Annotated in this window: 12 protein-coding genes and 1 pseudogene; all 13 read right to left on the bottom strand. The window is 46.2% G+C overall.

The features are described from left to right. Positions 1 to 87: 87 nt before the first annotated feature. Positions 88 to 723 (bottom strand): endonuclease III domain-containing protein, encoded by a 636-nt coding sequence (locus WMO65_RS03665; RefSeq protein WP_033142310.1) that lies wholly within the window; start codon positions 721 to 723, stop codon positions 88 to 90. A gap of 27 nt (positions 724 to 750) precedes the next feature. Continuing rightward, positions 751 to 3,570 (bottom strand): ATP-binding protein, encoded by a 2,820-nt coding sequence (locus WMO65_RS03660; RefSeq protein WP_148393942.1) that lies wholly within the window; start codon positions 3,568 to 3,570, stop codon positions 751 to 753. 29 nt (positions 3,571 to 3,599) lie between these two features. Continuing rightward, on the bottom strand, positions 3,600 to 4,742 hold the full coding sequence (locus WMO65_RS03655) for an aldo/keto reductase (protein ID WP_033142309.1): 1,143 nt from the start codon (positions 4,740 to 4,742) through the stop codon (positions 3,600 to 3,602). Between the two features lie 32 nt (positions 4,743 to 4,774). Continuing rightward, positions 4,775 to 6,019 carry a GGDEF domain-containing protein gene (locus tag WMO65_RS03650; protein WP_103731764.1) on the bottom strand — a complete coding sequence of 415 codons (1,245 nt, stop codon included), beginning with the start codon at positions 6,017 to 6,019 and terminating at the stop codon, positions 4,775 to 4,777. 12 nt (positions 6,020 to 6,031) lie between these two features. After that, positions 6,032 to 6,568 carry a V4R domain-containing protein gene (locus tag WMO65_RS03645; RefSeq protein WP_148393941.1) on the bottom strand — a complete coding sequence of 179 codons (537 nt, stop codon included), beginning with the start codon at positions 6,566 to 6,568 and terminating at the stop codon, positions 6,032 to 6,034. Positions 6,569 to 6,668: 100 nt separating this feature from the next. Beyond that, positions 6,669 to 7,547, bottom strand: coding sequence for an AraC family transcriptional regulator (locus tag WMO65_RS03640; RefSeq protein ID WP_103732837.1), 879 nt, complete (start codon positions 7,545 to 7,547; stop codon positions 6,669 to 6,671). A gap of 121 nt (positions 7,548 to 7,668) precedes the next feature. Then, a complete protein-coding gene (locus WMO65_RS03635) occupies positions 7,669 to 10,080 on the bottom strand; it encodes an ATP-binding protein (protein ID WP_349063670.1) in 2,412 nt (803 codons plus the stop codon). Between the two features lie 122 nt (positions 10,081 to 10,202). Next, on the bottom strand, positions 10,203 to 12,227 hold the full coding sequence (locus tag WMO65_RS03630; protein ID WP_148393939.1) for a methyl-accepting chemotaxis protein: 2,025 nt from the start codon (positions 12,225 to 12,227) through the stop codon (positions 10,203 to 10,205). 286 nt (positions 12,228 to 12,513) lie between these two features. Beyond that, positions 12,514 to 13,304: pseudogene (locus WMO65_RS03625) on the bottom strand (HAD family hydrolase). Between the two features lie 417 nt (positions 13,305 to 13,721). Continuing rightward, a complete protein-coding gene (locus tag WMO65_RS03620) occupies positions 13,722 to 14,771 on the bottom strand; it encodes a virulence RhuM family protein (RefSeq protein ID WP_148393938.1) in 1,050 nt (349 codons plus the stop codon). 1,179 nt (positions 14,772 to 15,950) lie between these two features. Next, on the bottom strand, positions 15,951 to 16,796 hold the full coding sequence (locus WMO65_RS03615; protein WP_148393937.1) for a hypothetical protein: 846 nt from the start codon (positions 16,794 to 16,796) through the stop codon (positions 15,951 to 15,953). Positions 16,797 to 17,018: 222 nt separating this feature from the next. Further along, positions 17,019 to 18,179 carry a 23S rRNA (uracil(1939)-C(5))-methyltransferase RlmD gene (rlmD, locus tag WMO65_RS03610; protein WP_148393935.1) on the bottom strand — a complete coding sequence of 387 codons (1,161 nt, stop codon included), beginning with the start codon at positions 18,177 to 18,179 and terminating at the stop codon, positions 17,019 to 17,021. 229 nt (positions 18,180 to 18,408) lie between these two features. Next, a partial coding sequence (locus WMO65_RS03605; protein WP_349063667.1) for an IS3 family transposase occupies positions 18,409 to 19,045 on the bottom strand: 637 nt, incomplete at its 5' end.

Here is a 19,045-nt window from a genome sequence, read left to right as displayed (position 1 = left end):
CAGATAGTACCTTTTTATAATAGTACAGATTTCCCTGTTGTTCAAGTTTTTACGGTAATCCATTCCTGTATGGGAGGAAGCTCCGGATCACACGCCGTTTTGGGGGCAGATATCCTGCAGGCAGCACTTGCCGCATCGGGGCTTTGTCCTGGCTGTGCACACATCCCTGCCATGAAATACCAGTCTGTGGCAGAAATCACTGCCCTCTTTTGGAGGAATCAGTTTCCACAGAGCCATCTCCACCTTTTTCGGTTCTTTTATACCGTCCACCAGACCTATGCGGTTGACCAGGCGGATGCAGTGCGTATCTGTCACAATGGCAGGTTCCCCGAACACGTCTCCCATGATCAGGTTGGCGCTTTTTCTTCCCACGCCAGGAAGCTTCAGTAAGGCGTTAAAATCATCGGGTACTCTGCCACCATACGCATCCCGCAGGATTTTCATACAGGCGCTGATATCCCTGGCCTTGCTCTTTCCAAGGCCGCATGGCCTGACGATCCGTTCTATATCCTCCACATCCGCGTCAGCCAAAGCGCTCACATCCGGATACTTTTCATACAGATCCTGTACCACAACATTGACTCTGGCATCCGTACACTGGGCCGCCAGCCGGACGCTTACAAGCAGCTTCCAGGCCTGGTCATAATCCAGGGTACAGCCCACATCCGGATATTCTTTTTTCAATCTGTCCACCACTTCCAGGGCCAGTTCTTCTTTTGTCATAATCTATTTCCTTTCGCAATTCTCTATTCAAAGGGAATCTTTATTTGACGCTGCCGCTTTCTGCAGGACCTGATACAGATATTCCGCATCCACCGGTTTTGTCACAAAACCATCCATGCCTGCCGCTGCCGCCGCATCCACATCCTCCTTAAAGGAGTTGGCTGTCATGGCGATAATGGGAATGGACACTGCGTCCTCCCTTCCCAGTTTTCTTATGGCACGGGCCGCCTCAAGCCCGTTCATAACCGGCATCTGGATATCCATGAGAACTGCCCGAATCTCTTTTGGCCTGCTTTTTTCAAACATTTCCACTGCTTCTTTTCCGTTTCTGGCGCGCTGTATAACGGCGCCCTGCATCTTCAGCAGTTCCTGGGCTATCTCCGCATTCAGGTCATTGTCCTCAGCCAGAAGAATGTGATAATCCAAAAGGCACGGACCTTCTCTTTCCTCAGAGGTTTCCTCCTGTATATCCTCCGCATTTCCCACAGGCATTTCTATGGTAAAATAAAACTCACTGCCCTGTCCCGGCTCGCTTTTCAGCTTCAGTTCTCCCCCCATAAGCTTTACAATAGTCCTGCTGATAGCAAGCCCCAGCCCGGTTCCCTGACTCTTGGCAGAACTGGTCCCCGCCTGTTCAAAGGCTTCAAAAATGCGCTGCTGGTTCTCCTTTGATATCCCTGTTCCGTTATCAGCCACACGGAACTCATATACTGCCTTTCCATCCCTGTTTCCGGTCTGCTCTGCGTAGAGCTGTACAAGACCTCCGGCCGGAGTAAATTTAAAGGCATTGGAGATCAGATTCATGAGTACCTGCTTCAAACGCACGGCATCCCCTGCCAGGATATCGTCTTTGATCTTTTTGTGTATCTCAAATTCCAGATCGTATTTGCGGGCCTCTGATGCCATGATATTCTGTACTTCATCCACAAGCCGCACAGCAGAAAACGGTTCGGAAGTAATTGTCATCATTCCGCTGTCAATTCTGCTCATATCCAGTATATCACTGATCAGCCTCAGCAGATAATGGGAGGATTCCCTTATCTTTATCAGATTGCTGCTCACATCCTCCGGCACATCCTTCAGCATACAGGTCAGGTCACTCAGTCCCACAATAGCATTCATAGGCGTACGGATCTCATGGCTCATTCTGGAGAGAAATTCACCTTTTGCCTTGTTTTCCGCCTCCGCCTTCTCCAGGCTGGCCTGCATCTTTGCAGAGCGCACACGGGAACGGGCGGCCATAAGGACAAGAAATACGACCAGCAGAAATACACCCGCGATCACAGTGATAAACAGGATCGGATTGGCATACAGCAGATCCACTACGGTCAGTGAACTCATCCCCACAGATATCATATTCTGATTCACCAGGGTATCCTTCTCCTCACTGCTCATACTGTTGATGGCCTTATTCATAACCGTCAGCAGATCAGTCTCTGCAGGGCTCTTCATGGCAAACACGATATCATTTGCATTGTTGACCAGGGTGTTCGGCACCACCTTCGTATAATGATGCCTCTGGATCTCCTCCTCCATGTTGGCTGACAGGCCATAGAAAAAATCTGCCTCCCCGCGGTTTACAGCGGACAGAGCATCCGCCGCGTTGGGGTAATAAAGCACCTCTTCCGTCTTTATACCTGCGGGCATCTGCAGCCCCTCCACCACGGCGCCCACCAGTCCCTCAGAGGGAAAGCTGACGGATTTGTTCCTGGCTATAATATCATTCAGGGTACCGTAGGTCTGCGTCAGGGCCAGATTCATCTCTGCCCCCTGCTCCTCGTTTCCCAAAAAAGCCCCCATCATGTCGGCTTTTCCCTCCTGCACCAGCTTCAGGGCATCCGCATAGGACTCGGCATATACATAGGTAAATTCTAGACCGGTAAACTTCTTAACCTCCTCAAGTACATCCGGGATCAGACCGTTGTGCAGTCCCTCCGCATATTCAATGCAGAAAAGAGGATGCCAGTTCTCCACTACCGCGATGGAGACCGTTTTCTTCTGCTCAATATAGGCTCTCTCCTCATCATTGATATATATACTGGCTGTACCGCTGTCAGGAAAGTTTGCCTGGTAACACTCCTCCGCAAAATTCGGATTGGAGTCCGCTATTTTTTCCAGCGCCATATTCAATCCTTCCAGCACATCCTGATTGTCCGGTGTGGTCACAATGTAATGGGGCTGGGAGTCAAACGTGGCGACCGGACGGAAAACCTCCGTATCATCCGCAATATTGCCCAGCAGCATATCAATCTCCCCGCTCTCCAGATAGGGATACAGATTTCCGTTAAAGAGCTGGTCCTTGTTATAATATTTGATGGTACAGTCAATGGCATTGCTCTCTATGAACTGTTTCAGCCTGCGGATATTTTCCCTGGCATTTTCATATACGCCGATGGTCTTGCCGTTCATGCTCTTCCAGTCATATGTTCTGATGCTGCTGTCATTCCTGCGTGCCAGGATCAGAGACTTACCGTAACCGGCATTATAATCCGGATAGGAAAAGTACTCCTCCATCCCTTCCAGATAGTAGGTGCCCCCCATCAGATCATATTCACCGGCCATGAAATTATCTATCATTTCTTCGCCGGTCACATTGATATATTCATATTTCCATCCGGTATATTTTGCAATTTCATTCAGATAGTCTACCACAATTCCGTGGCGTACTCCATCCGTATCTGTCTCGGTGAATCCATCCACCTCCGGAAATGCCACCTTCAGAACCCTCTTCTCCGTATCTTCCCCCGCCCAAACCGTATCGCATGGCAGAAGAAACACCAAAAATAACAGAGCCAGCATTACCGGCACACTGACGCCTTTACCCGGCACCTGTGATCTTTCTCTCATATCAGAAACTCCTTTTACCCCGGCAGACTTTATCTGAAAAGTATCTCCGCCTTTTTCATTTTTTCCGTAATGACTACGCCAAAGGGACAGTTAGCTTCACAGCTTTTACATTCCACGCAGTCCCCACCGTTTGCGGACAGCCCGTCATAGTGGGCTTTTAAAGATGCCGGTACCTCAGGCTGCATCACTGCCAGGTCATACAGTTTATTGACCATTGCAATGTCAATCCCTGAGGGACATGGCGCACAATGTCCGCAGTAGGTACACTGCCCGTAATAGGCATGGGCCGGGGCATTGGCGAGAACCGTGGCATAGTCTTTCTCCTCCTCGGAGGCAGTTTCATAGGCCACAGCCTGATCCACATGTTCCGGTGTGTCATATCCTGCCAGCACACTGGCAACTGCAGGACGCGTCAGGGCATAGTGCAGACACTGTACCGGCGTCAGCGCAGTTTTGAATGGGGAAGTCTCAGCAGAAAACAACCGTCCCCCGGCATATCCCTTCATAACCGTGATTCCCACACCGTTTTTCTCACAGATTTTGTACAGCTCTGCCCGTTCAGGCGCAATACCTCCCAGCTCTTCCTCATAGTCTTCCTTAAAATATTCCGTTATATCCTCACTGGCAGGAAGCATGTCAAAGGCAGGATTAATGCTGAACAGAATCATCTCGATCCTTCCGCTCTCAGCTGCCATCTTTGCAACCGCAGGATTGTGGGTGCTCATTCCGATGTGCCGGATCGTTCCCTTCTCCTTCAATTCCCCGGCATACGCATAGAATTCCCCCTCCATGATGCGGTGGAATTCCTCCTCCTCATCCACAAAATGAATCATGCCCAAATCTATGTAATCCGTTCCCAGACGCTTCAGCAGATCATCAAAGGCGGCGGCTGCCTGTTCTATGTCACGTGTTTTTACATACTGTCCGCCCTGCCAGGTGGACCCCAGATGTCCCTGGATGATCCAACGCTCTCTTCTGCCTTTGATGGCTGCCCCGATATTTGACCTTACATTCGGCTCTGACATCCAGCAGTCCAGAATATTGATTCCCGCTTCCTCACAGTGTAAAATCACCTCACTAACCTCCCGGGCGCTGTGGCGCTCCAGCCACTCTGCCCCCAGTCCGATCTCGCTGACCTTCAGCCCTGTCTTTCCAAGCGCTCTGTATCTCATCTTTTCTACACCTTTCCATATCTGTCGGAACCTTATATGTTCCTGTGATATTGTTCTTTATTTATTTTCTTGCATTCATACATTCTGGCATCTGCCATGGTGACAATCTCTTTTAGGCCAAGGCTGTTTTTCTTCCCCTCTATCTCCACCACACCGTAGCTGAAGCTCACGGGATATGGTCTGGTATTCGTCTTGACAAAATCCTTAAGCAGATCAGCCAGCCTTTTTTCCGCCGCCCTTTTCTCGCCTTCTGACATGACGATACAGAACTCATCCCCACCGATCCGTACAAAGACATCCATACTTCTGAAAGATTTCTGGACTGCTTCCACAAAACTGTGGATATAGGCGTCCCCCTCGCTGTGGCCAAATCTATCATTGACATATTTCAGTCCGTCCAGATCCATATAGCACAGGACAATATCCCGCTTTTCCTCCAGCACCTTTTCCATATATTCCACAAAAAACAGCCGGTTCTGTATTCCCGTTCCCGGATCACAGTAGGCCTTGCTCGTCAGCTTGTCGGCTGCCTTCTTGTCATCCGTGATATCCACCACAATGTGGGCATAGGCATTTCTTCCCTGCCACTCTATGAGAAATGTAGTGATGCGGTAGAAACCCTGCTCCTCATCTCCCATCTCCCAGACCTTGTACTGACCGCTTTCCTGCCAGTTCAGGATCTTATTCCTGAAGGACAGCCTGTGCTGGCAGATATGGCAGAATTCCGGATCTATCTTCTTTTCATCTTTTCTCTTATTGCAGTATACAATATCCCTGCTGTTTGCGTCCACCACCAGTATCCACTCATTCCTTTTTGTGGTCAGTTCCACCAGCAGTTCATTGTACCCCTCTATGACTTCCGCGCGCTTCTGCACTCTGGCAGTCTCTTCCTTCAACAGCGCCTCCCGTTCCTTCAGCTGGGCAGTCATGGTATTGAAGGCTTCTGAGAACTCTCCCAGGTAGGAGACATGCTGGGAATAATCACCCGCCGCCACCTCCTTTGCCTGCCATGTCAGATGGTTAAGATTGGCATGCAGATTCTTCAGATTGGCACACAGAAAATTATCCCTGGCCGGGAATTCCCCTGACAGGTTTCCCTGGGACAGGTCTTTTGTATATGCCTGCATCTCCTCCACGGCCTTCTGCAGATACTGAAGCCCAAGTCCCAGTTTTCGGTACGGGGCATCCAGCTCCTCCACATGCAGAGGCCGGATGGGTGAATCGTAAAGTATGCTTTTCAAATATTCAAAAAGCATTTCACAGTTATCCTTTTCCATGCCCGCACCTCATCATTCTTCTGGACCGGCACTGAACCTGCACACTCTGTCCCCGGTAGCCCAGCAGTCAATCTCCACAGCCGAATACTCTTTTCCCATATAGGCAGACAGGATTCCTGAGATAAATCCCTCATCATAATTGCACACGGTCTCCCCCAGAAGCGGCAGCCCGGAGCAATCCGCGTCCTCTGAGACTGTGAGCACGATCTTTCCTGTCTCCTTATCCAGCTTCTCCACACGAAGCACCCCTATTTTCAATTCTTCCATGCGTCTTTGAAGCCCTGCTATAAACTCATTCAAAGACAGAGAAATGTCCAGCATATTTTCTGCAAAATACACCCCGGCACGGTACCCTGCTTTTCTGAATATCTGTATCTGCTCCTCCCTGCCAAGCTGCTCCATCAGCTGCTCGCGGAGTGAAAATTCCATCAGCCGGTATACAGCCAGCGGTATGTCATCGCCCAGATTCCCCCGGCCCTGTACATTAAAGTTCATATAATCGGATAACTCCGGTTTTTTACTGTTTTTCAGAAAAATATTATCTCCCATTTTCCATCCTCTTCCGGTATCAGTCATTATTCCTTTTATTATAACACAAAATAATGCAGTCATCCCATAATTCCGAAAAATCATGTAATGACTGCATTATTTATTTTTTCCTGACCGGTATCCAGATTGCGCTTTCATAATCCTGGGAACTGCAGTCTCCCATGGAATACCATTCCAGATTGATTCCCGCCGCGATCTCATAATCCGGGTTGCCGGGAAGCCATTCGTGGAATATTTTTGTATTGATCGTCTGCAGTGCTCCCGGGAGAGGACCGGTACAGCAGAACTTTGCCCACTCCATAGCAGGGATCTCCAGCACTTTCATCCCCTCCGGGATTTCCCCGCCGTCATATCTGCCGGCTATCAGATACTTAAATTCGCTGCCCTTGTCCTCTGTCTCCATGCAGATACCGAATTCCCCGATGCCGCATCGCTCTACTGTCCGGCTGGCTGCACTTTCTTCTCTGCCGGATGAGCAGTAATCCCTGCTGAATATATCCCACAGCTTCGGAATTTCCTGATAGGAACTGTCATAACGCACTGCGCACTCCAGGCCGATGACCTGCATGCGTTCCATCTTTTCAACCGTGTAATCCATGTTGTCTCCTCCTTGTATGGTCACTGTGATTTTCAGAGGAAGAAACACCTTCATTTTCCCGGCACTGCCCTTGAGCTGCATAGGCGGCACTCCGTGAAATCTGCTGAATGCTTTGGTAAAGCTCTCCGGCGTACTGTAGCCGTATTTGTATGCCAGATCTATCACCTTTTCCTGTCCGGCCAGCACATCCAGCGCTGCCAGATACAGGCGTCTCTGCCGGATATATTCACCGACTGAATAGCCTGTCATAATGCTGAACCCCTTCTGGAAATAAAAAGGGGACATATATACAGCAGCTGCCACATCCTTAACCTCTATCTCCTCAAGCAGATGGGCTTCTATAAACTTTACTGCCCCTTTCAGACATTCCGTCCATTCCATGCTTCCACCTCCTGTCTATACTCTAATACATCCAGGAGATTCCGTCCTGTCATTTTATGCTTTCTGCTGTCCGGACCGCCGTGTCTTTCGTATACTTGTTGTTGAAAACCTTGTTTCCGGATCAATTGGTTTCCTCCGTATCTCCCCACTGATTCTTCTTTTTCCATATAAAACAGTTTGCCAGAGCTTTCTTTAACTGTTCCATGGAAATCGGTTTTGCCAGATGGCCATTCATGCCTGCCAGCCGTGCGCTTTTGATATCTTCCGCAAAGGCATCCGCTGTCATGGCGAGAATGGGAAGCTCGTTAATCCGTTCCATGCCGGAATCCCGGATCTCCCGGGCAGCCTCATATCCGTTTTTCACCGGCATCTGTATATCCATGAAGACAATATCATAGTAAAGAAGGGGATGGCTGCAGACAGCTTCCACTGCCTGCTGTCCGTCCTTTGCAGCCTCCACCTGTACACCCAGAAGTTCCAGCATCTCCACAGCGATCTGGCGGTTTAGCTCATTGTCCTCCACAAGCAGTGCCCGCAGAGCAGAAAACCCGGATATATCCTCCATCTGTCCCTCCACAGGAACCGTGACGGTGCCGTAACATTTTGTCATACACAGTGTGACCAGGAATCTGGAATCTTTTCCATATACACTCTCCACATCAATGGTCCCATCCATCATGGAAACCAGGTTCTTCACGATCGTCATGCCCAGTCCGGTACCCGTAACCTTGCTGGTCCGGCTGTCCTCCGCTCTGCTGAAAGGCTCGAAGATATGTTCCAGATACTCAGGCTTCATACCGATGCCATTATCCTCAATCAGGAACTGGTATGTTCCGGCTCCCTGTTCCTCCTTCTGTGTCTCCCGGACAAGAAGAGAGATCTGTCCTCCCCGGTCCGTATATTTTGATGCATTTTCCAGAATATTCACCAGCACCTGTTTCAGCCTTCTGGCATCACCCAGCACCTGGGTATGTGTGCCTTCCTCCACCGAAGCTGAGAATATCTGCTTCTTCTTTTCAAGGGACATGCGCACCATCTCTGAAACCTCTTTTACCAGACTGTCCAGGTCAAATTCCCTCTCCTCGATCTCAACCGTGCCGCTCTCTATCTTGCTGACATCCAGGATCTCATTGATCAATCCGAGCAGATGGGCGCCGGAGCTTTGAATCTTCGTGAAATAATCCTTTAATTTTTCTGTTTCTTCCAAATGAAGCTGCGCCAGTTCTGTCATTCCCACAATAGCGTTCAGCGGCGTACGGATATCATGGCTCATTCTGGACAAAAAATCACTTTTTGCCTGGCTGGCTTTCTCCGCTTTTCGCAGTGCATCCTCCAAAAGCTGCTTTGCGCGCCTCTCCTTCTCCAGCGTTTCCTGCTGCGCCCTGCGCTCTCCGTCAATATTTCGGGAAAGCGTGATCTCGATCAGATCATCGGAGTAGGGGCTGTCCACACGCACTACCTGTGTAAAATACCAGTGATATTTTCCGTCTTCCCCCTGATGGGGCACCTCCATGGAGACTATCCGCTCTCCTCTGGAAAACGCATGGACCAGGGAAAAATAGGAAAACTTCTCACGAAATTCCTCCCGGTGATCCGGGTGGACAGTGGCAAGCTCGGCTTCAATCAAGTCATCAAAATTCCCCTCCATCCCGGGGCGGACAACAGGATAGCGCTCATATTCCAGCATGTGATAAGTCTTCTTCGTCAGGTTAATGGATATGAGCATCTGATATGCAAACCCTGCCGCTGTGGCAAGCTGTGTGATTTCCAGATTGCGCTGCTGTTCCTGCAGAAATTCGTCCTGTATATCACGGAATACCAGAATACACCAGCACTCCTTTTCCCCCAGTTCATCCACCCTGGCTGCCGTAAATTCCACCATATGATAAGTGCCGTCCGCGGTAAGACGGCGCATACGCCTGGAGATCTGCTTTTTCCCTTCACCGAACAGACGGAGCATGGCCTCCCTGGAAAAGTTCTCATTGAAAAGCTCCAGGTCATCCGGGTGCAGTACCTTTTGGGAATACTTCTGATTTTCCGCTTCGAAATTGCCCTGCTCCGGTATATCCGTCCACATGGCATCTTTCTGACAATTCATATAATAATCCCCGGTCAGATTCGCTATGATACATTCATCGAAAATGGTCACCAGGCTCTGGGCGTACATCTGCTCAATATTCTGGATCCACTGCTTTTCCTCAAAGCTCGGGCGGTGAGGGGAGGATGTGACCACCACAGCCGGAATACGGCCATCCCAGTTTATCCGGTCCGCCGTCACATCAACTGTGGTCTTCAGCAGCGGATCATAACACACCGTATGGCTGGAACCGCTGTCTCCCATAGCTTCCACAGGACAATTAGCACATAACTCAGGCCAGATCTCATGGCATTTTGCCCCCTGCACAGCCCTGCCGCGGCCTGTCTCCCTGCACCGCCGGTTAACATATAAAAGCCGGTGACTCTTCTCCTCTATGACATAAATGCTTGTTTCACGCAAAGAATCCAGCAGATTCATCAAATTATCCATGGACATGCATTTCCCTCCTCCTTCCGATTATGTAACACATGATTAGCCGCCTACCTGCTGCAATAAGAAAAAAGAGAGGCATTTACGAACCTGGTAAGTATCGTAATGCCTCCCGGCTCCGTTTTTATTTATCTGTTTTTCAACCGAAATTTTCCAATCAGCTCTTTTAAAAGCTGTGCCTGTGCGGAAAGCTCCTCACTGGCAGCTGCGCTTTCCTCCGCTGTGCCGGAATTCACCTGAACCACACTGGAAATCTGCTCAATTCCCTGCGCCACCTGCTCTGCAGAGCGGGCCTGTTCATCCGATGCCTCGGAAATCCTGTTGATGGTCTCAGCCACCCCGCTGACCCCTTCCGTCACACGTCTTAATGTCTTCGCCGTTTCCTCCGCAAGCGCAGCGCCATTTTCCACTGCCCTGAGTGAGCTCTCAATCAGTGCTGTAGTGTTTCTGGATGCCTCCGCGCTCTTGGTTGCAAGGTTTCTCACCTCACCTGCGACCACGGCAAACCCTCTGCCGCTCTCCCCGGCCCTGGCTGCCTCCACGGCAGCGTTTAATGCCAGTATGTTCGTCTGGAACGCGATATCCTCAATGGTCTTCACTATATTGCCTATTTCGCGCGAACTCTCTCTGAGTTCCTGCATTGCGGCCAGCATTTCCTGCATACGGCTGTCACTCCTGGCCGCCTCCCTGCCCACTTCGGCTACTCTGCTGTTGGCATCAGCGGCGCTGTCCGCGTTTGCCGCCACCTGTCCGGATATCTCTCCAATACTCTCCGCCAGCTCCTCCACAGCTCCGGCCTGCTCCGATGCCCCCTGGGCAAGGGACTGCGCACCCTCTGATACCTGTTCGGAACCGCAGGATACCTGTTCCGCGGAAACATTGATCTGGCCCAGAGTCAAATTCAGTGACTCTATGATCTGTTCCAGTGCCTCCCGGATGAACCGGAAATCACCGATATAATTATCTTTCACCGTCAGGTCCAGATTCCCCTTTGAGATCTCACTCAAAATATAGGAAATATCATGTATCATCTCTTTCAAAGTGCTGACTGAAGAGCGAATACTGGCTCCCAGACGCCCGATCTCATCATTTCCATACTCCTTGATGTTCACTTCCAGATTGCCTCTGGAAAATTCCTGCATACCACTGCTGATTTCCGCAAGTGGTTTCATTATCCTGCGGGTGATCACCATGACGATCGCAGTGAGAAGTCCAAGTACAACAACTGACAGAACAGCGAGTACCGCGATCAGATGATTGCGTGTGGCATTCACTTCTGACAGGGGCAGCGTGGCAATTGCCAGCCATCCGGTTGTCTCACAGTTTTTAAACATGGAGGTATAGGCAGTATCTCTGTAGTCAAAATTGAAGACACCGCTGTAATTGTCTTCCACTTTTTCTTTATATTCATTTGTTATGTCCAGTTCCCTGACATTTTTCCCCATTGCCGTGGAATCATCACTGTATATGTAATCTGAGCTGTTGGACAACACCTCCAGATATCCGTGTTCACCCACTTTTATCTCCGAGAGAAGCTTTGATAGGCTGCTTACATAAAGGTCAAACCCGAAAAATCCCAAAACGTCTGTATTGTCCTCAGAAAAAACAGGGGACACCACGGAAACTATGGATTCTCCTGTGGCCGGGTCCAGGTAGGGCTCAGACACCACGGTCTTCTTCCCTTCAAGCACCGGCTGGCGCCAGACCACATCTGCCAGATTCGCATCCACCACATTCCCGTCAGCCAGCAGATAGCTGTCTGTCTTTTCATCTGCGATCCATACCTGCAGAACCATTTCCCCGGCCATCCGTTCCAACGCGCCGGACAGTTCTTTTAAGACCACATCCTTTTCCTTATAACTGTCAATATCCTCAGCTCTATGCACAGCTTTAAAATAAGACTGGAGGTCATCACTCTCCTCAAACATACTGACTGCTGTCACCTTACTGCTGAAAAAATCATCTACAATGGAAACTGCGTAATCCGTCTGTACCTCCAGAAGATCATCATTCAGATCTGAAATGGTGCTTGCCGCCATGATACAGGAAATGACGATCAATATGACCAGTGACGGAACCAGGACGATCAGCAGACTCCCGGTTATTCTTGTGGATATGGACTTTTTTCTTTCCCTGTTCAAAATCTTTGACATTCTTTACCCCCGCTGTCATGGCATTGGCCTGTCCAGACAGACAGCAGCCCAATTCCACTCAAATTTTTTATCTTACATAAAAAATATTATACCATATGCCGGAGAAAAGGAAAAGAAAATCATACCCCTGTTGTCTGCAGAACAGGGGTGTTTTTCTCCATGGTTTACCGGTATGCGGCGGGTAAAATTATCATTTGCTGCAAGCTCAAACAATTGCCTTCCGCTACCCTGTATCTGATGCACTGCATTTGCAAAAAATAATGCAATGTGGCTGTCAGTGCAGTTTTTAGATAGGTAGTTCATTTTTTTCCAGTATATATTTTTCCAGATATTTGGCTGCTCCGTCGTTATCGTTGCTGTCCGTTATGGCATCGGCGGCCTGTTTTACTTCCTCAATGGCATTGCCCATGGCAACTCCCCTGCCGCATATTTGAAGCATTCCCATATCTGCGTAGTCATCTCCAAAAGATATGATTTCATCCAGTGTGAGGTGCCGCATCCCGGAAACCTTACGCAGTGCATTCGCCTTGGTGGCGCTGGCCTTTGTGAACTTATACCAGTCACCGTCTGAAAATCTGGCGAAATCACAATCTCCGATACTCTCGACAATTTTCTCGGCTGTTTTTCGGTCAGTGGTTTCCACACAAATTTTAAGGGCCTCTCCGTGAAAATCTTTATAATCCGTGTAGATCACTTCCCCCCAGTCAGGATATATCTCGTGTGGGTCTGTTTTATAATTCCAGTAGTGGCCGGTTCTCGTATCAACGGTAATTTCACTCTGTCCGTTTGTAAGAATTCCGACAGTGTCTATGATCCTTTTTGTCTCCTCAGGAGAAAAGGCCGCCGCGTAAACGAACTTCCCTCTGCAGCTGATCAAAGCTCCGCCGCTGGAAATAATGATGTCGGGATTTACTCTTGAAATAAAATTCTTCGCGTTCGTCTCCCCACGGGCAGTAGCGATGCCGATCAGGATACCCCGGGCTTTGCATTTTCCAGGATATGAAGGGTGTATGGGGAGATGGATTTGTCCGTATGGAGAAGGGTGCCGTCCAAGTCCAGAATGATTAATTTGTACATAGTGTTTGCTCCTTAATAGATATTTGCTGCTACACAGAAAAATCCATATCCAACGCTGGTTTCAGGATCTGTTCATGTTTTTTGGTAATATACTGCTTATTAAAAATCCTATTCCATAATGCTTCACGGTGTAAATTTAAAATTGAAACACTGCTACATTCACAGAATCTTCATTTTCAGTGTTTGCTTCCTAGAACCCTCATCTATCTATGGATGTAGGCAGCCTTTATATTAATAAGCTTTTGGCGTGAGAAGGCAAACAGTTTCCACATGGCTCGACAGGACAGGAAGAATGTCAAGTCGTAGCGTCCGTATTAGGGAATTTGTCAATCGGATTTTACGTTAATGGGAATTGGTCAATGCTGTTTTTGAGTGCTTCTTAAACATTCTCCGTTTAGGGGAACATATCGACACAGATTACGACTCCTTTGACTGTTCTTCCATCTCAAGCAGAAATCTGTCATAGTCCGACATGAACATTCTATCCTGTACAATTCGATATTTTTCAAATTCCGTCTCTGCATGAAGTTTTGCCTGCTCTGCGCTGATTTTTCCTGCACCTGTAAGGATTTCGTTTCCATTGAATTCCAAGAAACCATCCAGGCGTTTCGCCCAATCTTCCATGCTCATAGGAATTTGACGTTCTGCCTGCAATTCTGCGTAATCCAAATACAAGGATACAATTCGCTCCATGTAGGACATTTCCTTATCGCTCAGATAATTCTTCGCAATCGAAACATCTGATTTCACAATTTTTCCATCCGGTGCTGCATCCCATGTAGTTAGGCCCATGTGTTCCTTATCCGCATCAGCACGCTCTACAATCAGTTCTGCTGCCGTATGCCTGTGCACTGCAAAATGCATCTTGTTTTGAACAGTTTGAAAGAACTGTCTGGTGGTCTTCGCATCCTTGTCATAGTCAAAGGCTGTAGCATAAAGGTCTGTAATCTTCTGATAAAATTTTCGTTCAGAGAGACGAATTTCACGGATAGCCTGCAGTTGACGCTCAAAGTATTCATCTGTAAACATATGCCCTTTTTTCAAGCGTTCCTTGTCCATCGTCCAGCCCTGAATGGTGTAATCCTTCACAATTTGACCTGACCATTTACGAAAACGGACAGCACGGTCATTGTTCACCTTAAAACCAACAGCAATAATCATCTGAAGATTGTAGTGAATGACTTCGCGGTTAACCTGACGCGATCCTTCGGTTTGAACTATCCGGAATTTCCGGATAGTTGCTGTCTCCGTAAGCTCGCCATCAGAAATTATCTTTTTGATATGCTCATTTATTGTGCGGACATCCACATCATAAAGCTGTGCCATCATCTTCTGTGTCAGCCATATATTTTCTTCTTCATAGCGTATTTCCATGCTGTCAGCATTGTCACCGACAGCTGCAACATAGGTCAAATATTCTGCTGCCGAACTGTGAATGGTTATTTCATCTTTTTTCTTATTGGCCATATTCGTTCCTCCAATCTATCATCATAAACTCACTTTCTATTCCAAGCACAATACTGACTGGTTGTTGCAAAATTTACAATAAGCACTTTTCGCATTCTCTTATTCATCGGTATCTTTCTTATCGTCTGGGTCAACTCCAAGCAGTTCCTGTAAAGCTGCAAAGTCGTATGGGTACGCATTGCTGCCATCAGTCTTAAATGACTTATGCCGTCGGAGAACTCAATTGTTAGCTCCCACTGCGTACCGTCAAGAACGCAGGGATTCATATAGCTTGTCCGCCATTCACCGATATGAAACTCACGAACCCCATCAAGGAACTCCTCTTTATCACATAGTAGTCCAGTCCGTCAGGGAGATTTGATGGTTACAGGATAGCCTCCTTCCTTATAATAGACCTTGTAAATTTCGCGAATATAATAACCTACTTAATACCAGTCCATATTTGCTCTTATCTCTGAGTCATACTCAGCTTTCATCTCATTTTGATAATCAACAATTGCATCAAGCATAGAATCGCATCCATCAAGGAAATTTATCATTGCCTTAAGATATTCATAGACATTTTTTATATCAATATTTTTTTGTCAAAGCGATATTCTAAACTATATGATGTCGGATACCGAAAATCATCTCCATTTTTATCCAAATCGCTTATTTCTCCAATTAATCTTTCAACGATAGTTATAACCTCTGCCTTAAATAGCAATTACCAATTCCATGCGACGCAAAGATAAAGAATTCCGGTTAAAGAGTATTATCAAACTTGTTCTCATCAAGAGCTATCCCTTCCTGAATACATTTTTTGACCAAAGCGAATGCCTGTAATAAACTATTAGCAACATCTACGTTATCCAGAAATTTATCTCGATATTTTGAAAGAAATCCATCTTCAAAAGGAAATCTAAACATATCTGATTTGCTATCAACCTCTTCCAGTTCCTGAAATCAGGCCTTTCCACACTTTACTTACTTGACTTTTGTCATCCGTACTACCGTCTCCACGTGCGGTGAAAATTGATTCTTATACTACACGGCAGAAGTATTTTCATAATATGCTGGTAGGTAAATTTTTTCGTTATTTTTACCCCTCTTACCCCTTTATGAATAAATTTACCCCTCCCACAAAAATTACACTTTATTTTACTAAATCTTATAGACAAAGAAATGTATTTTTATTCCTTAAAATATATCTTTAGCAAATTCGCTTTTCTTAAATTCCAAGTAGTTACTAATATAATCTATTTTCATTAAATCTTTTATACGGATTCTTTCTGGTTGTGTTACTATCTTACTCAATTGTCTCCTTAATAATAAATAGTCATTTATTATATTTGCTACATATATAATCGCTGTCTCCACAGATATAATGCTCAGCATTGAAGAATCAATATAACTCGAAAAAACCAAAGATTTTTCAACAGAATTATTACTTAATCCAATATAAAAGCTATGTATACTATTTGACAATATATTAAAAATAGCTGATTCTAAGTCCTGACTAAAAATTTTAACTCTTTTCCTGTTATAAAACTGTTTTCCGGAAAGAATTATACTCTTTTCTTTATTGTTAGCTGTTAAATATATACTACTATTTTTGATTTCTTCTATTACAAAACTCATATCATCCAGTTTCATTCTGAAACAATCCATTGGAAAATTTAATTTGTTATAAATGTCTTTAATATTTTTATTATAATTTAGAAGTTGTAGATTGTATCTGAAGTTCGACTCTTCAGCAGAAATTCCTCTTTCTGAGATATAAAAATATACATTAGCGGCATCCATTATATTTCTAGTCGCTGAAGCAATTAAAGCTATATCTAATTCTGAATATTCATTTTGGCCAACATTAAATAATTTGATAATACTATTACAATGCAACAATACCTTTTCTACTACCTTTTCAGCTTGCGCAGATTTTATAGTTGTTGCCCTTTTACTTCCGGAAACTAAACTTACCTTTTTTCCAATATTGTAAAGTTCATTTAATTCTTTTAACCTTATTTTATATTGATTTGTCTCCATATTACTTTTCTCTCCATCTATTAACATAGGTTATTGCTATATGACTTGACCATTGAAAAAAAGTGCGTGGTTTGCCCCATGGTTCCTTTTCACGAGATAAAACTGCTTTTGTATACTCACATGATGTTACCCCTTCCCCACCCAGACGGAAACTTATCCATCTCTATTATTTAAAAAACGCAACTACATTTCCGTCAAATATTCCCGCAAAACCGCATAAAATCAAGGTTTCTTGGACAGCAAACAGACCGTCTCCACATGCTCCGTCCAAGCAAACATATCATACGGTACCGCCCTCAACGCTTCATACCCTTTCTTAACCAAATATCTCAGGTCCCTTGCCAGCGTCTCCGGATTGCAGGAAATGTATACTACCTTTTTCGGTCCCAGCTTCACGACGGATGAGAGGAAAGCCTCATCACTGCCTGCCCTTGGAGGGTCCATGAAAACTACATCTGCCTGTTCTCCCGCTTCGGCCATCTGCTCCATGAATGCGCCGGCGTCCCCCTGAAATGCCCGGAAATTTTTGCTGCCGTTTCTCTTTGCATTGATGCCCGCGTCGCGCACTGCGTCCTTATTTAACTCCACGCCGATCACTTCTTTTGCGTGTTTCGACGCAATGAGGCCAATGGTTCCGATGCCGCAGTATGCGTCGATCACGCGCTCTTTCCCTGTAAGCCCGGCAAATTCCACGGCTTTTCCATATAATTTTTCCGTCTGCACAGGGTTTACCTGGTAAAAGGAGGAAGGGGAAATGCGGAAAATACACCCGCACAGCTCGTCCTCAATATAGCCCTTCCCGTAAATGGTAATATTCCGCTCCCCAAGGACCATGCTGGTCCTCTTGTCATTTACATTGAGGATCACGGTCGTGATCTCGGGATGGAGCTTTCTAAGGGCCTTCACAAAATTATTCTTTGATGGGAAAATAGGAGAAACCAATACCAGAACCACCATGATCTCCCCGCTTCTGAATCCCCTGCGCACCATGACATGCCGCAGAAGCCCGAATCCGCTGTCCTCATTATAAATCTTGATCTTAAAAGATTTTAAAAGTCCCCTGATATCTCTCACAATGGCATCTGCCTTTTCATCCTCAATCAGGCAGTCATCCACAGGCACCACTCTGTGCGTCCCCTCCGCATACTTTCCGGAAACTATACTGCCGTCCCGGAGGCGGGCAAAGGAGGCATGTATCTTGTTCCTGTAATGATAGGGATTCTCCATGCCTATGATCGGCTCTACTTTACAGATTCCCTTTAAAAGCTTCCTCACCTTCTTTTCCTTGATATCGGTCTCTTCTTTATAGGAAATGCCTCTGCAGCCGCACCCTCCGCATTTTTTTACCACAGGACATTTTTTTGATTCCAGTTTGTTTTCCATATATAACAACCTTTCTTTTTCGCTCTTTTTTAACCCGGCAGCTCTCTTCCCCGCTGCTTTTCATCTATTATATCCGTTAAACCCGCCCGCGTCCATAAGAAAGAAAAGATAATAAAACAACGGCAGATTCCTCCGTATCACCGATGATATGCCCCCTGTCAAGTAGACAGGTTAAATATCTAAAATGAAATGCAGATGAACGATCACACAGATTTGTGTGGTCGTTTTTCTATGCACACCATTTCTCTTTATATTTCTCAATTCTCTTATTCGTAGGAATTGGATATTCCTGAATTATCTCTGACTGTAGCGCTTCATTTCTTACTTCCAAAGGTGTTTTACAATGATATCTATCTTGTGGTCGTTTTGTTGAATAAAATCGTATGTAATCATTTATTGCATGCCTTAAAGAAGCTTCCTCTGTGATTTCATACATTTGATACATTTCAGCTTTTATAATGCCCCAAAACCCCTCTGTAGGTCCGTTATCAATACAATGTCCAACTCTTGACATAGATTGTTCCATTTCCTGTTCTATAAGTTTTCTTTTAAACACTTTACTGGTATATTGAAACCCTCTGTCTGAGTGAAAAAGTGGCTTAGCATCTGGATTGGCTTCGATTGCTTTTTCAAATGTTTTAAATACCAGATGATTATCATTTCTGCAACTTATGACATGTGAAACTGGATATCTGTCGTACAAATCCAGAATGGCACTTAAATAGAGTTTCTTCTGTGTACCTGGTACTTTGAATTCTGTTACATCTGTTGTCCATTTCTTATTAGGTGCATTTGCATAAAAATCTCTTCCAAGTTTATTTTCAGCCGTTTCATCAGGTGTAGAAGATCTATATGTTTTCTTTTTC

The sequence above is a fragment of the Blautia caccae genome (assembly GCF_040095955.1).
GTDB classification, from domain to species: domain Bacteria; phylum Bacillota; class Clostridia; order Lachnospirales; family Lachnospiraceae; genus Blautia; species Blautia celeris.
The sequence above is the reverse complement of the archived record's forward strand: the minus strand, read 5'-3'. Positions and strand labels throughout refer to the sequence as shown.

What these genes read in the sequence shown, in the direction of transcription:
- WMO65_RS03665 (WP_033142310.1), bottom strand. Translation starts at nt 723, where the DNA reads ATGACAAAAGAAGAACTGGCCCTGGAAGTGGTGGACAGATTGAAAAAA.
- WMO65_RS03660 (WP_148393942.1), bottom strand. Translation starts at nt 3,570, where the DNA reads ATGAGAGAAAGATCACAGGTGCCGGGTAAAGGCGTCAGTGTGCCGGTA.
- WMO65_RS03655 (WP_033142309.1), bottom strand. Translation starts at nt 4,742, where the DNA reads ATGAGATACAGAGCGCTTGGAAAGACAGGGCTGAAGGTCAGCGAGATC.
- WMO65_RS03650 (WP_103731764.1), bottom strand. Translation starts at nt 6,019, where the DNA reads ATGGAAAAGGATAACTGTGAAATGCTTTTTGAATATTTGAAAAGCATA.
- WMO65_RS03645 (WP_148393941.1), bottom strand. Translation starts at nt 6,568, where the DNA reads ATGGGAGATAATATTTTTCTGAAAAACAGTAAAAAACCGGAGTTATCC.
- WMO65_RS03640 (WP_103732837.1), bottom strand. Translation starts at nt 7,547, where the DNA reads ATGGAATGGACGGAATGTCTGAAAGGGGCAGTAAAGTTTATAGAAGCC.
- WMO65_RS03635 (WP_349063670.1), bottom strand. Translation starts at nt 10,080, where the DNA reads ATGTCCATGGATAATTTGATGAATCTGCTGGATTCTTTGCGTGAAACA.
- WMO65_RS03630 (WP_148393939.1), bottom strand. Translation starts at nt 12,227, where the DNA reads ATGTCAAAGATTTTGAACAGGGAAAGAAAAAAGTCCATATCCACAAGA.
- WMO65_RS03620 (WP_148393938.1), bottom strand. Translation starts at nt 14,771, where the DNA reads ATGGCCAATAAGAAAAAAGATGAAATAACCATTCACAGTTCGGCAGCA.
- WMO65_RS03615 (WP_148393937.1), bottom strand. Translation starts at nt 16,796, where the DNA reads ATGGAGACAAATCAATATAAAATAAGGTTAAAAGAATTAAATGAACTT.
- rlmD (WP_148393935.1), bottom strand. Translation starts at nt 18,179, where the DNA reads ATGGAAAACAAACTGGAATCAAAAAAATGTCCTGTGGTAAAAAAATGC.